Genomic DNA, 20,525 nt, shown 5'->3' with positions numbered 1-20,525 from the left:
GTCACGGACCAGGAAAATCATGTTGGAAGATATTGGAATCGTTTAAAAAGATTTAATAATATCTCCATTCATGGATTTTACGATTTCTACGGCCAGTTTTACAGTGGCTTCAAAATCATAGTAGGAGGCAATGCCGTGGACGGAATGGATGTACCGCACCGGAACGCCGATGACGATGGACGGGATCCCGTCTAAGGACGTATGGACAATGGCACCGTTGTTGCCGCCGCCCTCCCGGACAGACGCCTGGGCCATAAGACCGCGCTTCTCAGCCAGATCCAGGGCATAGCGCTGGTATCTGGGAGTGCAGATGATGGATTTGTCCATGAAGCGCAGCATGGGTCCTTTTTTGAAGGCCGTCTGGACTGCGTAAGGCTCAGTAAACGTATCGTCCGCCGGACAGCCCTCGAAGCAGATGGCGATCTGGGGCTTTATGTGGTTTACGGCCACCTTCATGCCGCGTTCGCCTACCTCCTCCTGGGAGGAAAGAACACCCACCACGTCCACGTCCAGCTTTTCATCCCTTAACCGGCGGAGCGTCTCGATGAGAGCTGCGCAGCCGATGCGGCAGTCAAAGGCTTTGCCGAACATCAGATCATGTTCTTCATCGTATTCCAGGGTAACATCCGGAACCACCGGCTCGCCGATGCGGATCTTAAAGTTTTCAGCTGCGTCCTTTGCGCTCACAGCGCCGATGTCGATGGAGAGGGAGGAGATATCCGCTGCCCCGGCAGATGCTTTTTCTGAAGCCGACATAAAGTGTACCGGTTTTGCAGCAATGACGCCGGGAAGATATTTTCCCTCAGAGTTTCTCACAAGCACCTTGGAGGAGGCAAGGGAGCCCACGTTCCAGCCGCCTAAGGCCACGAAACGGAGGGTTCCGTTGGGGCGGATGGAATGGACCATGAATCCCACCTCGTCGCTGTGGGCATCCAGCATGAACACCGGCTTGTTGCCGGAGTTGGCAGTGCGGTACATATAGAAGTTGCGCAGGCAGTCCTCTTCGGTGGTATAGCCCTCGCCAATGTGCTTTGCTGCCGCCTGGACTGTCTCGTCCTCGAAGCCGGAGGCGCCCCTGGCGTTGGAAAGATCGGCGATCATCTGGAGTGTTTCCTGATTTACTTTGATTCCCATAAGAATTCCCCTTTTATTTTTTTATAGAGCTGTTAGGCCTCTTTAAACTGGTCTTTGCCGACGGAGCATAAGGGGCATACCCAGTCCTCGGGAACGTCCTCCCATTTGGTGCCGGGAGCGATGCCGTTATCCGGATCTCCGGCTGCTTCATCATAAATGTAACCGCATACTTCGCATTCATATTTCTTCATAGTCAGTTCCTCCTGTGGATAAAATATAGTAGTATATTGTTGTATAACCATTTCCAGAAAAAATTATGCGAGAGACTGGAAAATGGAATCAACCAGAGCTTCCAGACAGTCTCCCTGGCAGTTCTTTAAGGAAGACCGGATGGTCAGACTTTCCTCCAGCACCTTCATGTTCTTTAAGGATGCGAAGGTATCCGTCATATGCTTTACAGACACCGGGGCCCAGGAGCCGTTTTCCAAGAAGGCCACAGTCCGGTTCTGGAGGTTATGGGCAGCGATCTGGTGCAGCAGGGTCTCCATGTTGCAGAAGATCCCATTGTTGTAGGTGATGGATGCAAATACCAGGGCTGAGCAGCGGAAGGCGTCAGCCAGGATATAGGACGGATGGGTCTTGGACACATCGTAAACGGCGATATTGGGTACTCCCCGCTCCGCTAACCTTGCAGCAATGGCATCGGCGGCCTGCTCTGTGTGGCCGTATACAGAGGCATAGGCGATGAGCACAGTTTTTTCCTCCGGCTCATAGGAGCTCCAGCGGGAATATTTTTCCAGGAGCCAGTCCAGATCCTTCCTCCATACCAGGCTGTGGAGCGGGCAGATCATGGAGATCTCCAGCCTGGAGGCCTTCTTTAATAAGGCCTGCACCTGGGGACCGTATTTTCCGACGATGTTGCAGTAGTATCTTCTGGCTTCCGGCAGCCACTGGTTTTTATAGTCTGTTTCATCGGCAAAGATATTTCCGTTGATGGCGCCGAAGGAGCCGAAGGCGTCTGCGGAGAACAGAATCTTCTCCGTGGTCTCATAGGTGACCATGACTTCAGGCCAGTGGACCATGGGGGCCATAACGAAGGTCAGGGTATGGACGCCCAGGGAAAGGGTGTCGCCCTCCTTTACGGGAACCACATACTGGTCCACATCAAATTCAAAAAACTGCTTCATCATATTTGCAGCCTTGGCAGTGCAGACGATCTTCACCCCAGGATACCGGAAGAGAATGTCAGCGATGGAGGCACAGTGGTCGGGCTCCATGTGATTGACGATCAGGTAGTCCAGAGAGCGTCCATCCAGCACAGAGGAAACATTTTCCAGGAGCTGGTGGGTAAATGCCTGGTCGATGGTATCAAAGAGAGCTGTCTTTTCATCTAAGAGCAGATAGGAATTATAGGAAACGCCCCGGGGAACGGGGTATACATTTTCAAACAGGGCGATCCGCCTGTCGTTGGCGCCGACCCAGTAAAGTGTATCGGTGAGTCTTCTGCTGCAGTTCATGAAAAACCTCCTTAAGCATTGTTTCAGAACCGGACCTGGCACAGCAGGTCCGGCGTTTACCCATATTTTAAAGTGTATGGACAAAGATTTCAAGCAGTTTTGTGTACGAAATAAAATACGAAAAAAGGGTTGACTTTTTCAGGTGAGAGGAATATAATTCATTTGAAATTGATAATTAGTATCAAAAAGAAAAGAGGTGATCCAATGAGTCTGGCAGATGGGATCGTACTGCTCCTGGTGGCGTGCGCGGCGGTGGCCGTGCTGAGATTCATGAGGAGCCAGAAGAAGGCAGGAAAAACGGCCTGCGGCTGCGGAAGTTGCTCCGGGTGTTCTGGAGGCTGCTGCTGCGGCAGAGAAAATGCGAAGGAGGGAGCATGATGCCAATTACTCTTTTGCGCCCGGGAGAGACCGGAGTGGTAAAACGGATCGGGGGAGCTGCCGATACAAGGCGGTTTCTGGCCAATCTTGGATTTGTGGACGGAAGCCAGGTCCGGGTGGTCTCCGAACTTTGCGGAAATATGATCATCCATATTAAGGATTCCAGAGTGGCTGTCAATAAAGAAATGGCGAAGCACATTATGGTATAGAAGCAGGAGCCGCGGGGCCTTAAAAGCCTTCGGCTCCATCAAAAAGTCCACGGGTTAGCCGTGGGTAACTAAAAAATGTGGAGTTAGTTTTAGGTAACCAATAAACATGCCAGGAAGCAGATGTGCCCCATATAAGGGGATGGAAAAAGAGGAGGAGAAAGGAGAACGCTATGACATTACGGGAGGTTCCAGTGAGGACAACGGTTTCTGTGGTGAAGATCCACGGAGAGGGGGCATTCCGCCGCAGGATCATGGATATGGGGATCACAAAGGGGAGTGAGATCTATGTCCGGAAGGTGGCTCCCCTGGGAGATCCGGTGGAGATCACGGTCCGGGGATATGAGCTTTCCTTGAGAAAGGCCGATGCGGACAGCATCGATGTGACGGTAAAAGAAGGTGTTTAAGGAGGAGAAACATGAGTATCAGGATTGCTTTGGCGGGAAATCCCAACTGTGGAAAGACCACCATGTTCAACGCGCTCACCGGAGCGAACCAGTACGTGGGCAACTGGCCCGGCGTGACGGTGGAAAAGAAAGAAGGACGGCTGAGAACCTCCAAAGGAGATGAGGAGATCATCATAACGGACCTGCCTGGGATCTATTCCCTGTCCCCGTATACACTGGAGGAAGTGGTAAGCCGTGACTATCTGTTAAAGGAGCGGCCGGAGGCGGTCATCAACCTGGTGGACGCCACCAACATTGAAAGAAACCTGTATCTGACCTCCCAGCTTCTGGAGCTGGGGATCCCGGTGGTCATTGCCCTGAACATGAGCGATCTGCTGGCGAAAAAGGGAGACCGGATCGACACAGAACGGCTTTCCGCGCTCTTTGGATGTCAGGTGGTGGAGACCTCCGCCCTTAAAGGAACGGGCTTAAAGGAAGTGACAGACCAGGCGGTGGCTGCTGCAAGGGAACAGAAATGGAAGGCCCCTGGCCGTGTGTTCCCGGCCCGGGTGGAAAGCGCCATATTAAAGGCAGAGGAGGCTCTTGGGGACCGGGTGGAACCGTCTCTAAGACGCTGGTATGCCATTAAGCTTCTTGAGAGGGATCCAAAGGTGGAAGCTGACCTGAAGCTGTCCGCCTCCGCCATGGCATCCATCCGGACAGAGGCGGAGAGCCTGGAAAGGGATATGGATGACGACATGGAAAGTATCATCACCGATGCCCGTTACGGCTATATCGGAGAGATGATCGGAGAGGCTGTAAAGAAAGCACCGGCGAAACTCAGCACGTCGGATAAGATCGACAGGATCGTTACAAACAGGATCCTGGGACTCCCGATCTTTGCGGCAGTCATGTATTTTGTATATTATATTTCTGTTACCACCCTGGGGACCATGGGTACTGACTGGGCCAACGACTCCTTTGTGGTCGCTATTCAGGAGGCGGCTGCTGGAGCACTCAGCAGCCTGGGAGCCGGAAGTATGGTGACAGGTCTGGTGGTGGATGGGATCCTGGGAGGTCTGGGAGCAGTGTTCGGCTTCCTTCCCCAGATGGCCATTCTGTTCCTGCTCCTTTCCATCCTGGAGGACTGCGGCTACATGGTCCGCATCGCCTTCGTCATGGACCGGGTGTTCCGTCATTTCGGGCTTTCCGGCAAAAGCTTCATTCCGCTCCTGATCTCATCGGGCTGCGGGATCCCGGGGATCATGGCTTCCCGTACCATTGAAAACGATAATGACAGACGGCTGACCATTATGACGGCTACCTTCGTGCCCTGCGGCGCAAAGCTTCCGGTGATCGCTCTTATGGGCGGGATCATGACGGGCTGGGCCACGGGAAATTATGAGGCCGCCGGTTATATCGCTCCCCTCATGTATTTCATCGGAGTGGCGGCCGTACTGGTGTCTGCCATCATCTTAAAAAAGACGAAACCGTTTTCCGGAGAGGCGGCTCCCTTTGTTATGGAGCTTCCGGCATACCATATCCCGTCTGCTAAGACGGTGCTCATGCACACCTGGGAAAGACTCTGGGGCTTTATTAAAAAGGCAGGCACCATCCTGTTCCTGGCCTGTATCGTTATGTGGGTGCTTTCCACCTTTGGCTTTGAGAACGGAGGCTTCGGAGCCGTGGAAGATGTATCCAACAGCCTTATGGCCCTTCTGGGCGGCGCCATCGCCTGGATCTTCGCGCCGCTGGGCTTTGGCTCCTGGCAGCCGGTGGCGGCTTCCATTTCCGGATTTTCCGCCAAAGAGGCCATTGTGACCACCATGGGTGTCCTGGCCAATGTGGATGAGTCCATGGTGGAGGAGACTGCAGTGGTGGGAGCAGCCATCCAGAGCTGGTTCCCCAATGTGGCGGCAGCATTTTCCTTCCTTGTGTTCAACCTTCTGGATTCTCCGTGCCTTGCCGCCATTGCGACCATGGCCCAGCAGATGCAGTCCAGAAAGTGGTTCTGGTTTGCAGTCCTTTATCAGAATGTATTTGCTTATGGGGTAAGTCTCTGCGTATACCAGTTGGGTTCCGTGATACTGGGAGCACCGGTGGGGCTGGGAACAGCCGCCGCCGCGCTGATACTGCTTTTCCTTCTGTATATGCTGTTCCGCAGGGATCCGTATAAGAATATGAAAAAGGCTGTACGCCGTTCGGTGACAGCGTAAATGACCGGAGAACCGCGTTTCCTTAACGGGAGACGCGGTTCTTTTTGCGCGTTTCGCCATTGTTTTTGCGGGCGGGTCTTGTGGATTCCTGCGATCAATAGTATAATAGAACACAAATCCTTAAAAATACTCAGAAAAAACTCAGAATAGGACAGAATGCATATGAAGATTATTATTGTTGGCTGCGGAAAAGTCGGCACCAGCCTGGCAGAACGTCTCAGTGTGGAGGATCATGATCTGGTGATGGTGGACCTGTCGGAGCAGAAGGTGGAAGAGGTCTCCAACCGGTACGACGCCATGGGAATTGTGGGAAACGGAGCCAGTTTTAATGTACAGCAGGAGGCGGGTGTGGATACAGCCGACCTTTTTATTGCGGTGACGGGCGAGGACGAGCTGAACCTGCTCTGCTGCCTGATGGCTAAAAAGAACGCCAAATGCCATACCATCGCCCGTGTGAGGAATCCTCTCTATAATAAAGAGATCCGGTTCATAAGGGAGCAGCTGGGGATCTCCATGATCATCAACCCGGAGCTGACCACGGCCAGAGAGATCTTAAAGGTCTTAAAGTTCCCGTCAGCCATTAAGATCGATACCTTTGCCAAGGGCCGCGTGGAGCTTCTGCACTTCCGCATAAAGCCGGAAATGGGCTTTGACGGAAAGACCATTATGGAGCTCATGGGCCGGTTAAAGACCGATGTACTGATCTGCGCTGTGGAGCGGGATTCGGAGGTGGTGATCCCCAACGGAAGCTTTGTGCTCCAGGACAATGATATCCTGTCCATCGCAGGCTCCCTGGAGCAGACGGCGGAGTTCTTTGAAAAGATCGGCGTGCGTTCGAAAAAGGTACGCAATTCCCTGATCATCGGCGGCGGGACCATTGCCCACTACCTGGCCCTGGATCTGCTAAAGATCGGCTTCCGCGTGCGGATCATCGAGCAGAGGAAGGAACGCTGCGAGTATTTAAGCGAGATGCTTCCGGGAGCCGATATCATAAACGGCGACGGCAGCGACAAGAACCTTCTCCTGGAGGAGGGACTTACCTATGCCGATTCCATGGTAGCCCTCACCGGTCTGGATGAAGAGAATATTTTCCTGGCCCTGTTTGCCAAGAAGCACTCCAATGCCAAGCTGGTGGCCAAGGTCAATAAGATCGCTTTTAATGACGTGATCGACAGCTTTGCCATCGACAGCGTGGTATATCCCAAATATCTCACGGCCGATTATATCTTACAGTATGTGCGGGCCTGCCAGAATACCATCGGCAGCAACGTGGAAACGCTGTACAATATCCTGGACGGCCGGGCTGAGGCCCTGGAGTTTTCCATCCGTGAGGCTTCGGCTGTGACAGATGTGCCTCTGATGGATCTGGATCTGAAGGATAATCTTCTGATCTGCTGCATCAACCGGAATGGAACGATCCTTACGCCCCGCGGACAGAATAAGATCCAGGTGGGAGATACGGTGATCGTGGTGACCACTAACCGGGGTCTCCAGGATATCCGGGATATACTGAAGTAGCAAAGGAGAAGCTCCATGAATTATTCCATGATATTTTTCATCATTGGCTGGGTCTTTATCATAGAGGCGGCTCTTATGGCTCCCTCTGCCCTGGTGGCATTGCTGTATTCGGAACGTAGCATCTGGGCGTTTGCAGCCGCCATCGGGCTCTGCCTGCTTCTGGGTGTGCCTCTGGTGCGGAAGCAGCCGGCCAATAAGGTGTTTTATGCAAAGGAAGGCTGCGTGACAGTGGCCCTAAGCTGGATCGTTATGAGCCTTATGGGGGCACTGCCCTTTGTGTTTTCTGGCGTGATCCCCAGTATCGTAGACGCCATGTTTGAGACTGTATCTGGCTTTACAACCACGGGAGCCAGTATCTTAAAGGATGTGGAAGTCCTGCCCAGGTGCATGCTGTTCTGGAGGAGCTTTACCCACTGGATCGGCGGCATGGGCGTTCTGGTATTCCTGTTATGCCTCCTGCCCATGTCCGGCGGCGGTTATTCCATGAACCTGATGAAGGCGGAGAGTCCGGGACCATCGGTCAGCAAGCTGGTCCCCAAGGTGCGGTCCACAGCCAAGCTCCTGTACGGCCTTTATGTGGCCCTGTCTCTTCTGGAGCTGACGCTGCTGCTGTTGGGGAGCATGCCGCTGCTTGACGCTTTGTGTACCACCTTCGGTACGGCAGGAACCGGAGGCTTCGGAATAAAAAACAGCAGCATCGGCGAATATTCCGCTTATATACAGTCCATTGTGACGATCTTTATGATCCTGTTCGGTATAAACTTTAATGTATATTTTCTTCTTTATATGAGGAAGCCCAAAGAGGCGCTCCGCTGTGAGGAGGCTGGCTGGTATCTGGCCATTATTGCCGCTTCAACGCTGATCATTACGGTGTTCATACGGAATTCCTTCCCTGACCTGGCAACAGCCTTCCGTCATGCGGCCTTCCAGGTGGGCTCCATCATAACCACTACGGGATTTTCTACGGTGGACTTTAACGTGTGGCCGGCAGTGCCCCGGGCCATCCTGGTGCTCCTTATGTTCATCGGAGCCTGTGCGGGAAGCACCGGCGGCGGCATCAAGGTATCCAGGATCGTGCTCCTGTTCCGCACCATGACCAGAGAGATCGGTCAGATCATCCATCCCCATATGGTGAAGAAGCTGAAATTTGAAGGCCGGGTCGTGGGCCAGGAGGTGCTAAGGAGCGTAAACGCCTTTATGGTGGCGTATGTGCTGATATTCGCAGTCTCCACGCTGTTTGTATGTCTGGACGGCTTTGACCTGGTGACCAGCTTCACATCGGTGGCGGCAACGCTCAATAACATTGGCCCCGGACTGGAGTTAGTGGGTCCGGCCAGCAACTTCTCCTGCTTTTCCGACCTGTCCAAGATCGTTCTGATCTTTGACATGCTGGCAGGGCGTCTGGAGATCTTCCCGCTGCTCGTGTTATTCTTCCGGGATACCTGGAAGAAGTTCTAAAGCCTTAGGAAGAAGGGCTTTGCCTAGGCTTGGGGAAGATCCCCGGCAGGCGGGCTCCGTTCCATAAAAATACAACGGCCGCGGCAGTGTTTTTACATTGCCGCGGCTGTTTTTATGGATCTTTTATAACTTCATCTGTTTCAGGCTTCCCACCGGCCGGACGCGCCGCAGGGCAGTACAAGACCTGTGGAGGACACCGGAAGGCCGATCTCGTCGGAATGCACCGTACCGCCGAACCGGGGTTTTACGGTGCAGCCCAGCATATAGGTGAGCACGGCGGGAGCCAGGCCGGTGGTGTAGGAGTTGATGAGGAAAAACAGGGGGTTTTCCGATAAGAGTCCGGCGCAGAGCTTTACCAGGGGGAAGATGGCATCCTCGATCTTCCAGATCTCACCCTTGGGACCGCGGCCGTAGGAGGGCGGGTCCATGATGATGGCGTCGTAATGGTTGCCCCGGCGGAGCTCCCGCTCTACGAATTTCACGCAGTCATCCACGATCCAGCGGATGGGAGCGCTTTCCAGGTTACTGGATCTGGCGTTTTCCTTGGCCCAGGCCACCATTCCCTTGGAGGCGTCCACGTGGGTCACAGAGGCTCCGGCCTTTGCGGCCGCCAGGGTGGCTCCTCCCGTATAGGCAAAGAGGTTTAAGACCTTCACAGGCCGGCCGGCATTTTTTATTTTTTCTCCGAACCAGTCCCAGTTGGCGGCCTGCTCCGGAAAGAGTCCCGTGTGCTTGAAGCTGAAGGGCTTTAGCTGGAAGGTCAGTTCCTTATAGTTTATGCTCCACTGCTCCGGGAGATGGAAAAACTCCCATTCGCCGCCGCCCTTGGAGCTGCGGTGATAGTGACCGTTGAGCTTTTTCCACTGGGGAGCCGTTTTTTCCGTATCCCAGATGACCTGGGGATCCGGACGCAAAAGGATGTATTTTCCCCAGCGCTCCAGCTTTTCCCCCTTTGAACAGTCGATGACTTCATAATCCTTCCATCCGTCTGCAATCCACATATATGATACCGTCGCTTTCTATGATTATCGTTTGGTTTCTGTGGATATTATACGTGATTCGGGGGAACGTGTCAAATACCATATGGGATTGCGGCAGTTTTGCGGCATTTGCCGGGAGTATGTAAGAGAATTGAAAGATTCTTCTGGTTGAATATTTTGTAAGATACTGGTAGAATGATACCAGGGATATACGGCTCCGGGATAGATCGTAAAGCAGGGGCTGTATGAAAAAAGGCAGATGGTAAGGAGATGGAGCTATGAAAACGAAGGGACTGAAGGTACTGACAGCTGCCGCCGTTTTAAGCCTCGGGCTTATGACTATGGAGGCGCTGGCCGCAGAAGGCTGGGCCATGTCTGGCAATACCTGGGTATATATGGACCAGTACGGAAACCGGGTGACCAATGAGTGGAGAAAGGGCGCCGATAATCTGTGGAGATATTTAAACGGAAACGGAGAGATGGCGGTCAGCTGCTGGGCAGACGAGGATTATTTTGTGGATTCCAACGGGATCATGGTGGCCAATAAGTGGGTAAAGACCCGTTCCTATTACGGCGGGGATGAGGACGTCTGGTTTTATTTTGGAAACAGCGGGAAGGTCGTAAAGGACGGCTGGAAGAAGATCGACGGAAGGAATTATCTGTTTGATTCCGAAGGCGTGATGCAGACCGGCTGGACAGAGGACAATCTGTATTATCTGGGCAGCGACGGAGCTATGAAGACTGGCTGGAGATACCTGGAGCCGCCTTATGACGAGGATGAGGACGATTATACCTACGGTCCGGAGAGCGACGACGGCCAGTACTGGTATTATTTTGCTCCCAGCGGAAAGAAGTACTGCACCTCAACCGGAGACGAGGAGGGCGAGTACCGGGTCAGCCGGATCAACGGAAAATATTACTGCTTTGATTCCACCGGAAAGATGCAGACCGGCTGGGTGTATATGGATGGAGATCCGGATTCTGCCAGCTCCAATACCATTGAGCACTGGCGGTATTTCGCGGAGCCTGAGATCAAAAATGCCAAAGTAGGAGCCGCCATCAGTGGATGGCTTTCCCTGGAGCCGCCGGAACGGCTGCTGGACAACGTGGACGAGTCGGTGGAATGGTACTACTTTAATAAGGACGGAGAGCCTAAGACCGGGCCGGAATTTGGAGAGGCCTCCACGGATGACTTTGTAAGGATCGATGGGAAGAACTATCTGTTTGACAAGCGGGGCAATCCGGTGAAGGGGCTCCATAAGGTGGAGATCGGGGACACAGGAGAATATACGTCCTACTATTTCGATGAGGATTCCAGGACCGTAGTAAAGGGAAAACGGACCATCGAGGAGGGTGACGGGACCAGGAGCACCTTCTACTTCAACGAGGGAAGCTATGCGGGCCGCGGCTTCACAGGCGTCAGGAGCAATTATCTGTACTATATGGGAAAACTTCAGAAGGCAGATTCTGACAGCCGCTATATGCTGGTGAGCCTTCCATCCGGCGGCCAGTATAAGACGTATGTGGTCAATACCTCCGGCCGTATCTCAAAGAATACGACTGTAAAGGACAGGGATGGAAACCGCTATAAGGTCAACAGCTCCGGTATCTTAACGGAGATCAACGGTGAAGCCGCTGGAAACGGCCTGCTGGGAGATCCCGTGGAGCCGGTTTATGAAGAATTTGATTAAGGATAACAAACCGCCTGTACCGGGGCCGAGGGGCTCCTGTACAGGCGGTTTTTACGCGGGCCGCGGGTCAAAGTCCGTTTGTTCCTGCACGGGACCTTGCCAGCTGCTGCCATAACCATGAGAAATCCGCGCAGCGTGCTTCTTATGATTTATATGATGATAGATGGATTCTTTTCTTTTAAAAAACGCCAGAGATCGTCCCATACCTGGCCGCCGTCCGGATCCCGGAAGGGAATACAGAGATTTTCTCCGGTAAATACGGCCATGATCCCGTCCTGGCAGGCGATCCGGTTGATCCGGCTGTAATAAACGGGAATGAGCTTCTGGTCCTTCTGGCGGACGATGGAAAAGTAGTTTTCGTAAAAGCAGACCGTAAAGCCGGGGTCACCTCCCAGGATCTGATCCAGCACCGAGGAAAGCCGGTGGACCAGAAAAGCCTTTCCTGCAAGATTAAAGACCAGGAGAAGGAGGGCGGAGCCGGCGTAATAAAGGGCCAGCTTATGGCGGCCCCAAAGAAAAAAGAAAAGGCCTGCGGCGGCAAAGAGGGCAGAGAGCAGGCTGACTGTGACGGAAAACCACCGGGGGAAGACATGTCCCCGGAATTTTTTTACAGCCTCCCTGGTACCGCAGCCCTCGAATATAAATGCTGGTGACATGGAAACCTCCCTGAATGATACCTTATGACATAAGAAGACCGGCATACCCGCGGGAGCATGCCGGTCGGTTTATATCCTAGATCTCTTCTCCGTCAATGAATACGTGCTTTACAACACCCTCAACGGTGAACGGTGTGCCGTCCATGATTACGATGTCAGCGTCCTTTCCTTCCTCCAGGGAACCGACTCTGTCAGCAACGCCAATGTGTTCAGCGGGATTGATGGTGATGGCGCGGAGCGCATCATACTCATCCATACCAGCCTTCATGGCAAGGCCTGCGCATAAGGGCAGGTAGTGGAGCGGGATCACCGGAGCGTCGGTGATGATGGAAACGTGGCAGCCTGCCTTTGCCAGAACGCCGGGGGTCTCCCAGGTCTTGTTCTGAAGCTCAAACTTGCTGGCATGTCCGAAGGTGGGGCCCACAGCCAGGGGAACGTTCTCCTTGGCCAACTCATCCACGATCATATGGCCTTCTGTTACATGCTCTAAGGTGATATCCAGATCGAACTCTCTTGCAATGCGCAGGGCAGTGCACAGGTCGTTGGCCTGGTGGGCATGTGCCTTTAAGGGGATCTCTTTATTTAATACCGGGATCAGGGCTTCGGATTTCTGGTCGTAAGCCGGAAGCTTGGAAGCATCGTCACCGGCAGCCTCAACCTTTGCCTTATAAAGGGAAGCCTTCTTTAATGCCTCACGGATCAGGGCAGCATTGGTCATACGGCTGGTAATGGTATTCTTCTGGTAGCAGCGCTTCGGGTTCTCACCGAAGGCGCATTTCATTGCAACGGGGAATTTCACGATCATGTTGTCCACGCGTTTGCCGTGGGGCTTCATGGCCACGAAGGTTCCGCCGATGGCGTTGGAGCTGCCTGGGCCAGTTGCCATACAGGTAACGCCGGCCTTTGCCGCCATTTCCATACACGGATCAAAGGGGTTGATACCGTCGATGGAGCGGAGCTGGGGAGTAACCGGATCATTCAGCTCGTTGTAGTCGTGGCCTTCATAGCCGATACCGTATCCGTCCAGTCCGATGTGGCAGTGGGCCTCTACGAAACCGGGGTATACATTGAGGCCGGAAGCGTCGATGACTTCTGCGCCCTCACTGCTTAAGCCGGCGCCGATCTTTACGATCTTTCCGCCGTCAACCAGGATATCTGCCTGGAGCGGCTCTTTGGAAACAGCAGTATGGAGCGTTCCGTTTTTAATTAAGATCATGGGATAGTTCCTCCTTTTGGACTCACAGGGAGTCTGTTTTTATTCTTACGCAGCCAGGGCTGCGGTTAGAAGCTGGGAAACAGGGATCAGGATACCACATTTACGGGCATTCCCTGAAAATAAGCTTCGATATTTCCGGCCAGGATGGATACCAGCCGTTTTCTGGTCTCCAGACCCTTCCAGCCCATATGGGGCGTCAGGATCACATTGTCCATGGTATAGAGCGGATTTTCGGGAAGCGGGGGCTCCGTTTCCTGCACATCCAGCCCGGCTCCGGCGATCACTCCGGTCTTTAAGGCCTCGATCAGCGCCGGTTCGTCCACCAGGGCTCCCCGGGAAGTATTGATAAGGAAAGCCGTAGGCTTCATCATGGACAGGGTCTCCCGGTTGATCAAGTGTCTCGTCTCCGGAGTCAGGGGACAGTGAAGGGAGACATAGTCGCTTTCCCGGAGAAGCGTTGGAAGATCCACGTAGTGAACGCCGTCTGCGTCCTCCCGGAAGGTCCGGGTATGGGCCAGGATCTTCATGTCCATGGCCTGGGCGATCTTTATGACCTCCCGGCCGATGTTTCCGGCTCCAATGATGCCAAGGACCTTATCATTGACCTCCACATGGCTTACCTGGAGATTTTTTGTGAAATTGTCATGGCAGCCACGGGCCAGCATTTTCATCTGGAGCTGCATGGATGAGCTTAAGTTCAGGATCATCATAACAGCCGTATGGGCCACCCGTTTGGAGCTGTATGCCGGGATGTTGCAGACCGTGATCCCCTTCTGACGGGCGGCCTCCAGATCCAGATTGTTGTATCCGGTCCCGGCTTCGCAGATCAGCTTTACTGAATCTGGAAACTGGCGGATCAGATCCCCGCCTACGGGCATTTCCTTGGTGACAACCACTGCTGCACCCTGGATCCGGGCGAGAAGCTGGTGCTGGTCCGTATCATCATAAACGGTCACATCCTCCGATAAAACAGAAAAATCAAGATTTCCGTCAAAATTCATTTTGGCGGCATTTAAGACCACGGTTTTATGATTCATGGGCGTCCTCTCTCAAAACTTATTTTGTACCTATTGTAGCATAAATTTTCCAATAAGGAAATGTTTTTTGTATAAAACTTCTTAAAAGTCTCTGTATCAGCTGCGCTTTTCATAGTCGTTCAGGGCGTCGATGGCCTGCTTCGACAGAGGGAAGATCACCAGCATATTGAAGATGGTCATAAGGCCGATGCCCACGTCGCCCAGGTCCCATACAAAGGTGTAGGCAGCCATGCCGCCCACAAACAGCATGACCAGGGCCAGGAGCTTATAGGCTGTCTGGGAAAGCCAGTTGTCGCCGAACAGGTAGGCCACATTGGAGCGGGCATAAAACAGGATCCCGATGAAGGTGGAGAAGCTGAACAGCCAGAGGGTGACGGCGATGAAGATCACGCCGAAGGAGCCCAGATGGTAATTCATGGCCGCCTGGAGAAGATCCATGCCCTCCAGACCGTTTATGAGATCTGCCGGAGCCAGGAGCATGATAAAGGCTGAGCAGCTGCAGATCACGATGGTGTCGATGATAACGCCGAAGGCCTGCATCAGTCCTGCTTTGGCCGGATGATCCACATCGGCGGCGGCAGAGGCACAGGGAGCCGATCCGGAGCCGGCTTCATTGGAGAAAAGGCCGCGCTTGACTCCGTTCATGAGAACAGCGCCGAAGCCGCCGGCAGCCACCTGGCGGAGACCGAAGGCCTCGGAAAAAATATGATGGAAGACCGCCGGAAGCTGTCCGATGTTTTTAAAAATAATAAACAGAGTGATGAAAAAGTAGCAGCCAGCCATAATGGGGACCATAATATCCAGGACCTTGACCGTGGCATTTTTTCTCAGTACGATCACAGCCGCCAGAAGCACCAGAAGGATGGTGGTATAAAGAGGCGGGATGTGGAAGGCGTTGGAAAATGCCGTGGATACAGAGTTGCTGATCACCTGGCTGATGCCGCACCAGCAGATCAGGCCGGAAATGGCAAACAGGACGGCGATCAGGGAGTAACGGGGCTTTGTCTGGCTTTTGCGGGTGAAAAAGTTATGGATATAATAGGCAGGACCGCCCCGGTAGCCGCCGTATAAGGGATCCTTTTCTTTATGGAGCTGTGCCAGGGTGGCCTCCACAAAGGCTGTGGAGGAGCCTAAAAGGGCTGTGACCCACATCCAGAATACGGCTCCCGCGCCGCCGGCGGAGATGGCGGCCACCACGCCCACCAGATTTCCCATGCCCACACGGGTGGCAGTGGCGATGATCAGGGTCTGGAAGCCGGAAATGGAGTTTTTCTGGGAAGAGGTCCGTTTTTCCACGGCAGTCTTCAGCATTTCGGGGAAGAGACGCACCGGAAGAAAGCGGGTGCGCGCCGTAAAAAAGATCCCGGCGGGGATCAGCAGAAGTACCAGGAGCGACAGACCCAGAGAGCCGCCGCCGGGCAGCGGGATCGTAACCAGATCGCCCCATAGAAGGTTGTAGATGGTTGTGATAAGCTTCATGATAGTTTTCTCCTGTAAAGTGTTATGCTTTAAAGTTATAGAAGGTATTATACTACACAGACAGGGAAAAGGGAAGGGGGATCCGTGTCTGAAGGAAGATTCCTGCGCATCCTCATCTGCGGGAGCGTAAGAATCCTGTAAGAATTTTGTTTTCCATAGTACTTGACATTGCATAGTAGTAGATATAATATAGTATTACGAAAGAGAAAGGCCGGGAAAGGAAGGGTGGACAGATGAATGCGCAGTTAAAAAAAGGCGTCCTGGAGCTGGTGGTCCTGGAATCGGTCCGGCAGAGGGATATGTACGGCTACGAGCTGGTGGAGGAGGTATCCAAGGTGGTGGACGTCAACGAGGGAACCATTTATCCTCTTCTGAAGCGTCTGACCAACGAGCGGTATTTTGAAACGTATCTGCGGGAATCCACAGAGGGACCGCCCAGAAAATACTACCATCTGACGGCGGCCGGCGTCTTGTACCGGGATACGCTGGAGAAGGAATGGAGTGAGCTGACGGAAAAAGTAGGAGCATTTTTGGAGGGATGTAAGAATGGATAAAAACACATTTATGAGAGAGCTGGAGCGGTCGCTTTCCGTGCTCCAGGAATCAGAGCTCAGGGATATATTAAGCGAATATGAGCAGCATATTGATATGAAGGTAAAAAGCGGGCTGTCGGAGGAGGAGGCCATTGCGGATTTTGGAAGTATTCCGGAGCTGACGGCGGAGATCCTGGAGGCCTACCATGTACGGGCCGATTTCGGCCCGGGACAAAGGGACGGAGACGGCTGGAGAGCAGCGGAAGACGGCCAAAACGATGGGGACGGATCCAGCGAAGACCAGGGAGACGGAGAAAAAGAACGCCGGGCGGCGGAAACATGGAAGGCCAGGGCAGCCGGATTTTTTTCGGAGCTGGGAAGACGTGCCGTAAAGCTTGCCAGGAGGGCCGGACGATGGGTCTCAGACGTTTTTGTATTCTGGAGGGAGCTGCTTGGGCGGCCTTTCCGGCGGTTTTCCAGGTTCTGGAAGCAGAGGAGGGAGGAGCAGCTGTATCTGACTGATGGAAGTATGGAGATGGAAAATGCCGGAAAGAAAAGAGGAAACGCCGGAGTATCTTTGGGAAGGACCGCCGGTTCCTTTGGGCGCAGGCTGGCAGGTATGGCAAAACGGTGCTTTAACAGTCTGATCCGTCTGACCGTCTGGACTGCCAGGCTTTTCTGGAATGGGACCTGGATCTTTCTGGCAGGCTGTATGGGCGGTACAGGACTTATGTTTTTATTCGGTCTTGGAGTTCTGGCCGTGCTGATGGTCCAGGGATATCCGGTGGCCGGAGTGACTCTGGGTTGTCTGGGAGCGACGGTGAGCCTGTTTTCTGCCGCCGGTCTGGCCATGACCCTTCGGTGGAAAAAGAAGAAAAAAGGACCGGGAGCCGTTTCCCAATGGGAGAATGGGGAAGCCAGGGAGACAGAAGCAGAGCATGAAAGCGGATGCGGAAAGGAAGGCGGGCAGTATGCGTAGGATACAGAAGATTTTATTTGGGACATTCCTGGGAGGCGTCCTGCTCTGCGGTGTCGGGGCAGGGACCGCGCTGGTGGAATATTCGTCCTTTACATATGCGGGGGAGAAGAAGATCGGCTGGGAGGATCTGGAGACGAAGAATCTGGATTTTTCATTTGACCGGCAAAAAGGCAGCCTGATCGTGGACACAGGCTTCTGGGGACGGAGAGTCAGCGATGGGATCGAGGCCGATCCGGCGGTTCCGGAGGGGATCATCCGGTATGAGGTCACTTATAATAAGAAGCGGGTGGAGCCGTTCCTGGAGTTTTATGAATTTCTGGAGGGACCTGGAGCGGAAGATCCAGGCGGGGACGGCGGACAGACCAAAGAAAAGACGGCCGGGGAGCCTCAGGGGCGTCTGGAGCTCATGGCCTCCAGCCGGGGAGGCGACCTGGAGATCTTTATGGAATGTAAGGACGAATTTTTAAAGGAAGTGAAAGAGAAACGGATCTCCAGCTATGAGCCGGCGTATATCACAGAGGTGCGGATCCTGGTGAATCCGGCCGACATGGAGGCAGTGGAAGAAAACAGATAAAATTGACCGGGGACGCGTATTGTGCTACAATAAGGAAGGCGGCCTCCCACAGATGTAAGAGGCATACGCCAGAGACGGAAGATGCGGAGGCAGAATATGAACGTAAGAAAAGAACTGGTCCAGGGGCTTAGGGATGGCTTTCCCATTGGGCTTGGATACGCACCGGTGGCGTTTACCTTTGGATTTATCGCGGTTTCCGGGGGACTTCCCCTGTGGGCGGCGGCGCTGATCTCCTTAACGAATCTGACCAGCGCCGGACAGTTTGCAGGTACGAACCTGATCCTCCAGGGAGCCGGATACATCGAGGTGGCCATGACTACCTTTGTGATCAACATCCGCTACATGCTCATGTCCCTGTCCCTGGGACAGCGGCTGGAGAAGGGAACAGGGATCCTTTCCAGAATGGGCTTTGGCTTTGGGATCACAGACGAAACCTTTGTCATGGCGTCCCTGAAGCCTGGGATCCTCCGGGCGCCCTATCTGTTTGGACTGATCCTATTCCCGATCCTGGGCTGGAATCTGGGCACGGTCCTGGGCGGAAGCATTTCGGCAGTGCTGCCGGAAGCCCTCCAGAATGCCATGGGGATCGCTTTATACGGTATGTTTATTGCGCTGATCGTACCGGCCTCCCGGGATTCCATTCATGTATTTCTGATCGTTGTGATGGCAGTGGCGGCCAACTGTATGTTAAAATATATCCCTGTATTTTCCTTTATCTCCCCGGGCTTCCGGATCATCCTGTCCACGGTGGCTGGAGCCGGACTGGGAGCGGCCCTGTTCCCCAGGGATGAGGCGGAATACGTGAAAAAGGAGGGGGAGACGGAGTAATGGAATCGCTTGATATGAAGCGGGCAGTGATCTGTATATTTCTCATGGCGCTGGTGACGTACGTGCCCCGGGTACTGCCCCTTACAGTTTTCAGAAAACAGATCAGGTCCAGATATATACGGTCGTTCCTGGATTATACGCCCTATGCGGTACTGGTGGCCATGACCTTCCCGGATGTGTTCACATCCACAGGAAATCTTGTTTCGGCCCTGGCAGGAACGGCGACGGCGTTTGTCCTGAGCTATTACAGGAAGGGACTGGTGACGGTGGCCTGCTCTGCCATCGCAGTCGTGTATATTGTGGAGCTTCTTTTATAGGAACTGGCAGTTTTGGGTATCTGAGGAGGTGTTTTGCATGCTGGTATTAAAGGGATCAGAAGCGGCGGCAAGGATCAAAAAAGAGGTGCAGGAAATGGTGGAAGGGCTTGGGGGCCATGTTCCCACGGCGGCCATCGTTCGGGTCGGCGAGAGGCCGGACGATCTGTCGTATGAGAGGAATGTGATGAAAAAGATCGCATCCTTTGGCATGGAGGCCCGGTCCTTTGCATTTCCGGAATTCATCCGCGAAGGGGAGTTCCAGGCAGAATTCCAGAAGATCAATGACGATCCTTCCATCGACGGGATCCTGTTATTCTGTCCTCTGCCGCGCCACATGAACGGCCGTACCTTTGAGGAGCTGATCCGGCCGGAGAAGGATCTGGACGGGATCAGCCCGGTGAACCGGGCCAGGATCTTTGCGGGAGAGAAGGACGGCTTTGCTCCATGTACGGCGGAGGCAGTCATTGAGATCCTAAAGACCTACCAGATCCCCATGGAGGGAAAGCGGGCCGTGGTGGTGGGCCGGAGCATGGTGGTGGGACGGCCGCTGTCCATGCTGTTTTTAAAGGAAAACGCCACAGTCACCGTCTGTCATACGAAAACGGCGGATCTGAAAGCCGTGTGCCGGGAGGCGGACATCCTGGTGGCGGCGGCCGGTAAGGCGGGAATGATCTCCGGGGAGTTTGTGAAGCCCGGCGCAGTGGTGGCTGACGTGGGGATCAATGTGGATGAAAACGGAGCTCTTAAGGGCGATGTGGAGTGGGACGGACTGGAAGCCGCAGCGGCGGCCGCCGCCACACCGGTGCCTGGGGGCGTGGGTTCTGTGACAACGGCAGTGCTGTGCCGTCATCTGGCGGAGGCGGCCATGCGGAAATATGGAGCGGAACAGGCGCAGAACTGAGCAGACTGAATAAAAATCTCCTGGAAATGGCATACTGGTTACAGGTAATCTATTTTCAGGAGGTTTTTTATGTGGGGAATTCTGGTGGCGCTGATCTCGGGGGCGCTCATGAGCCTTCAGGGCGTCTTTAATACGGAGGTCACAAAGCAGAGCAGTATCTGGGCAGCGGCCGGCTGGGTCCAGGCCACGGCGCTTATTACGTGTGTGGTCCTTTATTTCTGTACGGGCCGCGGAGAGATCTGGGGCATGTTTTCCATAGACAGAAAATACATGCTGCTGGGCGGAGTCATGGGCGCGTTCATCACATGGACGGTCATTAAGAGCATGGACGGGCTGGGACCGGCCAGGGCCACGCTGCTGATCGTGGTGACGCAGATCCTGGTCTCTTATGTGGTGGAGGTGTTTGGGATGTTCGGAGTGGAGAGGGCCGGGTTTGAGTGGAGAAAGCTTCTGGGAGCCGCTGTTGCCATTGCCGGGATCATTGTGTTTCGCTGGTAAGGGCAGAGAGAAAGTTTTCAAAAATAGACTTGTTTTTGGCCGGTGGTTTGGATAGAATAGAAGAAGGCAGAGCAGTATCTTCC

22 protein-coding genes are annotated in these 20,525 nt (G+C 53.9%); 14 read left to right on the top strand and 8 right to left on the bottom strand.

The window, feature by feature from the left end; genetic code table 11:
- Positions 1–42 precede the first annotated feature (42 nt).
- The 3 genes from OCV69_RS03605 to OCV69_RS03595 all read right to left on the bottom strand — a co-directional run bounded on the left by OCV69_RS03605 (position 43) and on the right by OCV69_RS03595 (position 2,591).
- Complete coding sequence (locus OCV69_RS03605; RefSeq protein WP_022273388.1) at positions 43–1,134, bottom strand: M42 family metallopeptidase; 1,092 nt, start codon at positions 1,132–1,134, stop codon at positions 43–45.
- 32 nt (positions 1,135–1,166) lie between these two features.
- Positions 1,167–1,325, bottom strand: a complete 159-nt coding sequence (rd, locus tag OCV69_RS03600) for a rubredoxin (RefSeq protein ID WP_022273389.1) — start codon at positions 1,323–1,325, stop codon at positions 1,167–1,169.
- A 63-nt stretch (positions 1,326–1,388) separates the two neighbouring features.
- Positions 1,389–2,591, bottom strand: coding sequence for an FprA family A-type flavoprotein (locus OCV69_RS03595; RefSeq protein ID WP_158357696.1), 1,203 nt, complete (start codon positions 2,589–2,591; stop codon positions 1,389–1,391).
- A gap of 204 nt (positions 2,592–2,795) precedes the next feature.
- Here OCV69_RS03595 and OCV69_RS03590 point away from each other — a divergent pair, with 204 nt between their 5' ends.
- The 6 genes from OCV69_RS03590 to OCV69_RS03565 all read left to right on the top strand — a co-directional run bounded on the left by OCV69_RS03590 (position 2,796) and on the right by OCV69_RS03565 (position 8,753).
- Positions 2,796–2,969 (top strand): FeoB-associated Cys-rich membrane protein, encoded by a 174-nt coding sequence (locus OCV69_RS03590; protein WP_022273391.1) that lies wholly within the window; start codon positions 2,796–2,798, stop codon positions 2,967–2,969.
- Positions 2,966–3,178 (top strand): FeoA family protein, encoded by a 213-nt coding sequence (locus OCV69_RS03585; protein WP_158357694.1) that lies wholly within the window; start codon positions 2,966–2,968, stop codon positions 3,176–3,178. The genes OCV69_RS03590 and OCV69_RS03585 overlap by 4 nt, the downstream gene beginning before the upstream one ends.
- Before the next feature lie 170 nt (positions 3,179–3,348).
- Positions 3,349–3,582, top strand: coding sequence for a FeoA family protein (locus tag OCV69_RS03580; protein ID WP_022273393.1), 234 nt, complete (start codon positions 3,349–3,351; stop codon positions 3,580–3,582).
- Positions 3,583–3,593: 11 nt separating this feature from the next.
- Positions 3,594–5,777, top strand: coding sequence for a ferrous iron transport protein B (gene feoB, locus OCV69_RS03575; RefSeq protein ID WP_158357692.1), 2,184 nt, complete (start codon positions 3,594–3,596; stop codon positions 5,775–5,777).
- A gap of 162 nt (positions 5,778–5,939) precedes the next feature.
- Entirely contained in the window at positions 5,940–7,295 is a 1,356-nt protein-coding gene (gene trkA / locus OCV69_RS03570; protein WP_022273396.1) for a Trk system potassium transporter TrkA, read from the top strand.
- Between the two features lie 15 nt (positions 7,296–7,310).
- Positions 7,311–8,753 carry a TrkH family potassium uptake protein gene (locus tag OCV69_RS03565; protein WP_158357690.1) on the top strand — a complete coding sequence of 481 codons (1,443 nt, stop codon included), beginning with the start codon at positions 7,311–7,313 and terminating at the stop codon, positions 8,751–8,753.
- 140 nt (positions 8,754–8,893) lie between these two features.
- Here OCV69_RS03565 and OCV69_RS03560 read toward each other — a convergent pair whose 3' ends face one another.
- Positions 8,894–9,754 (bottom strand): class I SAM-dependent methyltransferase, encoded by an 861-nt coding sequence (locus OCV69_RS03560; protein WP_158357688.1) that lies wholly within the window; start codon positions 9,752–9,754, stop codon positions 8,894–8,896.
- 257 nt (positions 9,755–10,011) lie between these two features.
- Between OCV69_RS03560 and OCV69_RS03555 the strand changes: the two genes are divergently transcribed.
- Complete coding sequence (locus OCV69_RS03555; protein ID WP_158357686.1) at positions 10,012–11,424, top strand: N-acetylmuramoyl-L-alanine amidase family protein; 1,413 nt, start codon at positions 10,012–10,014, stop codon at positions 11,422–11,424.
- A gap of 149 nt (positions 11,425–11,573) precedes the next feature.
- Here OCV69_RS03555 and OCV69_RS03550 read toward each other — a convergent pair whose 3' ends face one another.
- From OCV69_RS03550 to OCV69_RS03535, 4 genes are all read right to left on the bottom strand, one after another.
- A complete protein-coding gene (locus tag OCV69_RS03550) occupies positions 11,574–12,080 on the bottom strand; it encodes a hypothetical protein (protein WP_158357684.1) in 507 nt (168 codons plus the stop codon).
- A 76-nt stretch (positions 12,081–12,156) separates the two neighbouring features.
- Positions 12,157–13,296, bottom strand: coding sequence for an amidohydrolase (locus OCV69_RS03545; RefSeq protein WP_022273401.1), 1,140 nt, complete (start codon positions 13,294–13,296; stop codon positions 12,157–12,159).
- A gap of 86 nt (positions 13,297–13,382) precedes the next feature.
- Positions 13,383–14,333 (bottom strand): 2-hydroxyacid dehydrogenase, encoded by a 951-nt coding sequence (locus OCV69_RS03540; protein ID WP_158357682.1) that lies wholly within the window; start codon positions 14,331–14,333, stop codon positions 13,383–13,385.
- A gap of 96 nt (positions 14,334–14,429) precedes the next feature.
- Positions 14,430–15,812 carry an alanine/glycine:cation symporter family protein gene (locus OCV69_RS03535; protein ID WP_022273403.1) on the bottom strand — a complete coding sequence of 461 codons (1,383 nt, stop codon included), beginning with the start codon at positions 15,810–15,812 and terminating at the stop codon, positions 14,430–14,432.
- A gap of 233 nt (positions 15,813–16,045) precedes the next feature.
- Between OCV69_RS03535 and OCV69_RS03530 the strand changes: the two genes are divergently transcribed.
- From OCV69_RS03530 to OCV69_RS03500, 7 genes are all read left to right on the top strand, one after another.
- On the top strand, positions 16,046–16,366 hold the full coding sequence (locus OCV69_RS03530; protein WP_158357680.1) for a PadR family transcriptional regulator: 321 nt from the start codon (positions 16,046–16,048) through the stop codon (positions 16,364–16,366).
- On the top strand, positions 16,359–17,324 hold the full coding sequence (locus OCV69_RS03525; RefSeq protein ID WP_158357678.1) for a DUF1700 domain-containing protein: 966 nt from the start codon (positions 16,359–16,361) through the stop codon (positions 17,322–17,324). Before OCV69_RS03530 ends, OCV69_RS03525 begins: the two co-directional genes overlap by 8 nt.
- Positions 17,317–17,898, top strand: coding sequence for a hypothetical protein (locus tag OCV69_RS03520; RefSeq protein ID WP_158357676.1), 582 nt, complete (start codon positions 17,317–17,319; stop codon positions 17,896–17,898). Before OCV69_RS03525 ends, OCV69_RS03520 begins: the two co-directional genes overlap by 8 nt.
- Positions 17,899–17,994: 96 nt before the next feature.
- Positions 17,995–18,726, top strand: a complete 732-nt coding sequence (locus OCV69_RS03515) for an AzlC family ABC transporter permease (RefSeq protein ID WP_158357674.1) — start codon at positions 17,995–17,997, stop codon at positions 18,724–18,726.
- Positions 18,726–19,043, top strand: a complete 318-nt coding sequence (locus OCV69_RS03510; protein WP_262562980.1) for an AzlD domain-containing protein — start codon at positions 18,726–18,728, stop codon at positions 19,041–19,043. Before OCV69_RS03515 ends, OCV69_RS03510 begins: the two co-directional genes overlap by 1 nt.
- Positions 19,044–19,080: 37 nt before the next feature.
- Positions 19,081–19,944, top strand: coding sequence for a bifunctional 5,10-methylenetetrahydrofolate dehydrogenase/5,10-methenyltetrahydrofolate cyclohydrolase (locus OCV69_RS03505; RefSeq protein ID WP_158357672.1), 864 nt, complete (start codon positions 19,081–19,083; stop codon positions 19,942–19,944).
- Between the two features lie 69 nt (positions 19,945–20,013).
- A complete protein-coding gene (locus OCV69_RS03500; protein WP_022273410.1) occupies positions 20,014–20,442 on the top strand; it encodes a DMT family transporter in 429 nt (142 codons plus the stop codon).
- Positions 20,443–20,525 lie beyond the last annotated feature (83 nt).

The organism is Alitiscatomonas aceti, assembly GCF_025567195.1.
GTDB classification, from domain to species: Bacteria; Bacillota; Clostridia; order Lachnospirales; family Lachnospiraceae; genus Alitiscatomonas; species Alitiscatomonas aceti.
This window is presented reverse-complemented; position numbering and strand designations above follow the sequence as displayed.

What these genes read in the sequence shown, in the direction of transcription:
- OCV69_RS03605 (WP_022273388.1), bottom strand. Translation starts at nt 1,134, where the DNA reads ATGGGAATCAAAGTAAATCAGGAAACACTCCAGATGATCGCCGATCTT.
- rd (WP_022273389.1), bottom strand. Translation starts at nt 1,325, where the DNA reads ATGAAGAAATATGAATGCGAAGTATGCGGTTACATTTATGATGAAGCA.
- OCV69_RS03595 (WP_158357696.1), bottom strand. Translation starts at nt 2,591, where the DNA reads ATGAACTGCAGCAGAAGACTCACCGATACACTTTACTGGGTCGGCGCC.
- OCV69_RS03590 (WP_022273391.1), top strand. Translation starts at nt 2,796, where the DNA reads ATGAGTCTGGCAGATGGGATCGTACTGCTCCTGGTGGCGTGCGCGGCG.
- OCV69_RS03585 (WP_158357694.1), top strand. Translation starts at nt 2,966, where the DNA reads ATGATGCCAATTACTCTTTTGCGCCCGGGAGAGACCGGAGTGGTAAAA.
- OCV69_RS03580 (WP_022273393.1), top strand. Translation starts at nt 3,349, where the DNA reads ATGACATTACGGGAGGTTCCAGTGAGGACAACGGTTTCTGTGGTGAAG.
- feoB (WP_158357692.1), top strand. Translation starts at nt 3,594, where the DNA reads ATGAGTATCAGGATTGCTTTGGCGGGAAATCCCAACTGTGGAAAGACC.
- trkA (WP_022273396.1), top strand. Translation starts at nt 5,940, where the DNA reads ATGAAGATTATTATTGTTGGCTGCGGAAAAGTCGGCACCAGCCTGGCA.
- OCV69_RS03565 (WP_158357690.1), top strand. Translation starts at nt 7,311, where the DNA reads ATGAATTATTCCATGATATTTTTCATCATTGGCTGGGTCTTTATCATA.
- OCV69_RS03560 (WP_158357688.1), bottom strand. Translation starts at nt 9,754, where the DNA reads ATGTGGATTGCAGACGGATGGAAGGATTATGAAGTCATCGACTGTTCA.
- OCV69_RS03555 (WP_158357686.1), top strand. Translation starts at nt 10,012, where the DNA reads ATGAAAACGAAGGGACTGAAGGTACTGACAGCTGCCGCCGTTTTAAGC.
- OCV69_RS03550 (WP_158357684.1), bottom strand. Translation starts at nt 12,080, where the DNA reads ATGTCACCAGCATTTATATTCGAGGGCTGCGGTACCAGGGAGGCTGTA.
- OCV69_RS03545 (WP_022273401.1), bottom strand. Translation starts at nt 13,296, where the DNA reads ATGATCTTAATTAAAAACGGAACGCTCCATACTGCTGTTTCCAAAGAG.
- OCV69_RS03540 (WP_158357682.1), bottom strand. Translation starts at nt 14,333, where the DNA reads ATGAATCATAAAACCGTGGTCTTAAATGCCGCCAAAATGAATTTTGAC.
- OCV69_RS03535 (WP_022273403.1), bottom strand. Translation starts at nt 15,812, where the DNA reads ATGAAGCTTATCACAACCATCTACAACCTTCTATGGGGCGATCTGGTT.
- OCV69_RS03530 (WP_158357680.1), top strand. Translation starts at nt 16,046, where the DNA reads ATGAATGCGCAGTTAAAAAAAGGCGTCCTGGAGCTGGTGGTCCTGGAA.
- OCV69_RS03525 (WP_158357678.1), top strand. Translation starts at nt 16,359, where the DNA reads ATGGATAAAAACACATTTATGAGAGAGCTGGAGCGGTCGCTTTCCGTG.
- OCV69_RS03520 (WP_158357676.1), top strand. Translation starts at nt 17,317, where the DNA reads ATGCGTAGGATACAGAAGATTTTATTTGGGACATTCCTGGGAGGCGTC.
- OCV69_RS03515 (WP_158357674.1), top strand. Translation starts at nt 17,995, where the DNA reads ATGAACGTAAGAAAAGAACTGGTCCAGGGGCTTAGGGATGGCTTTCCC.
- OCV69_RS03510 (WP_262562980.1), top strand. Translation starts at nt 18,726, where the DNA reads ATGGAATCGCTTGATATGAAGCGGGCAGTGATCTGTATATTTCTCATG.
- OCV69_RS03505 (WP_158357672.1), top strand. Translation starts at nt 19,081, where the DNA reads ATGCTGGTATTAAAGGGATCAGAAGCGGCGGCAAGGATCAAAAAAGAG.
- OCV69_RS03500 (WP_022273410.1), top strand. Translation starts at nt 20,014, where the DNA reads ATGTGGGGAATTCTGGTGGCGCTGATCTCGGGGGCGCTCATGAGCCTT.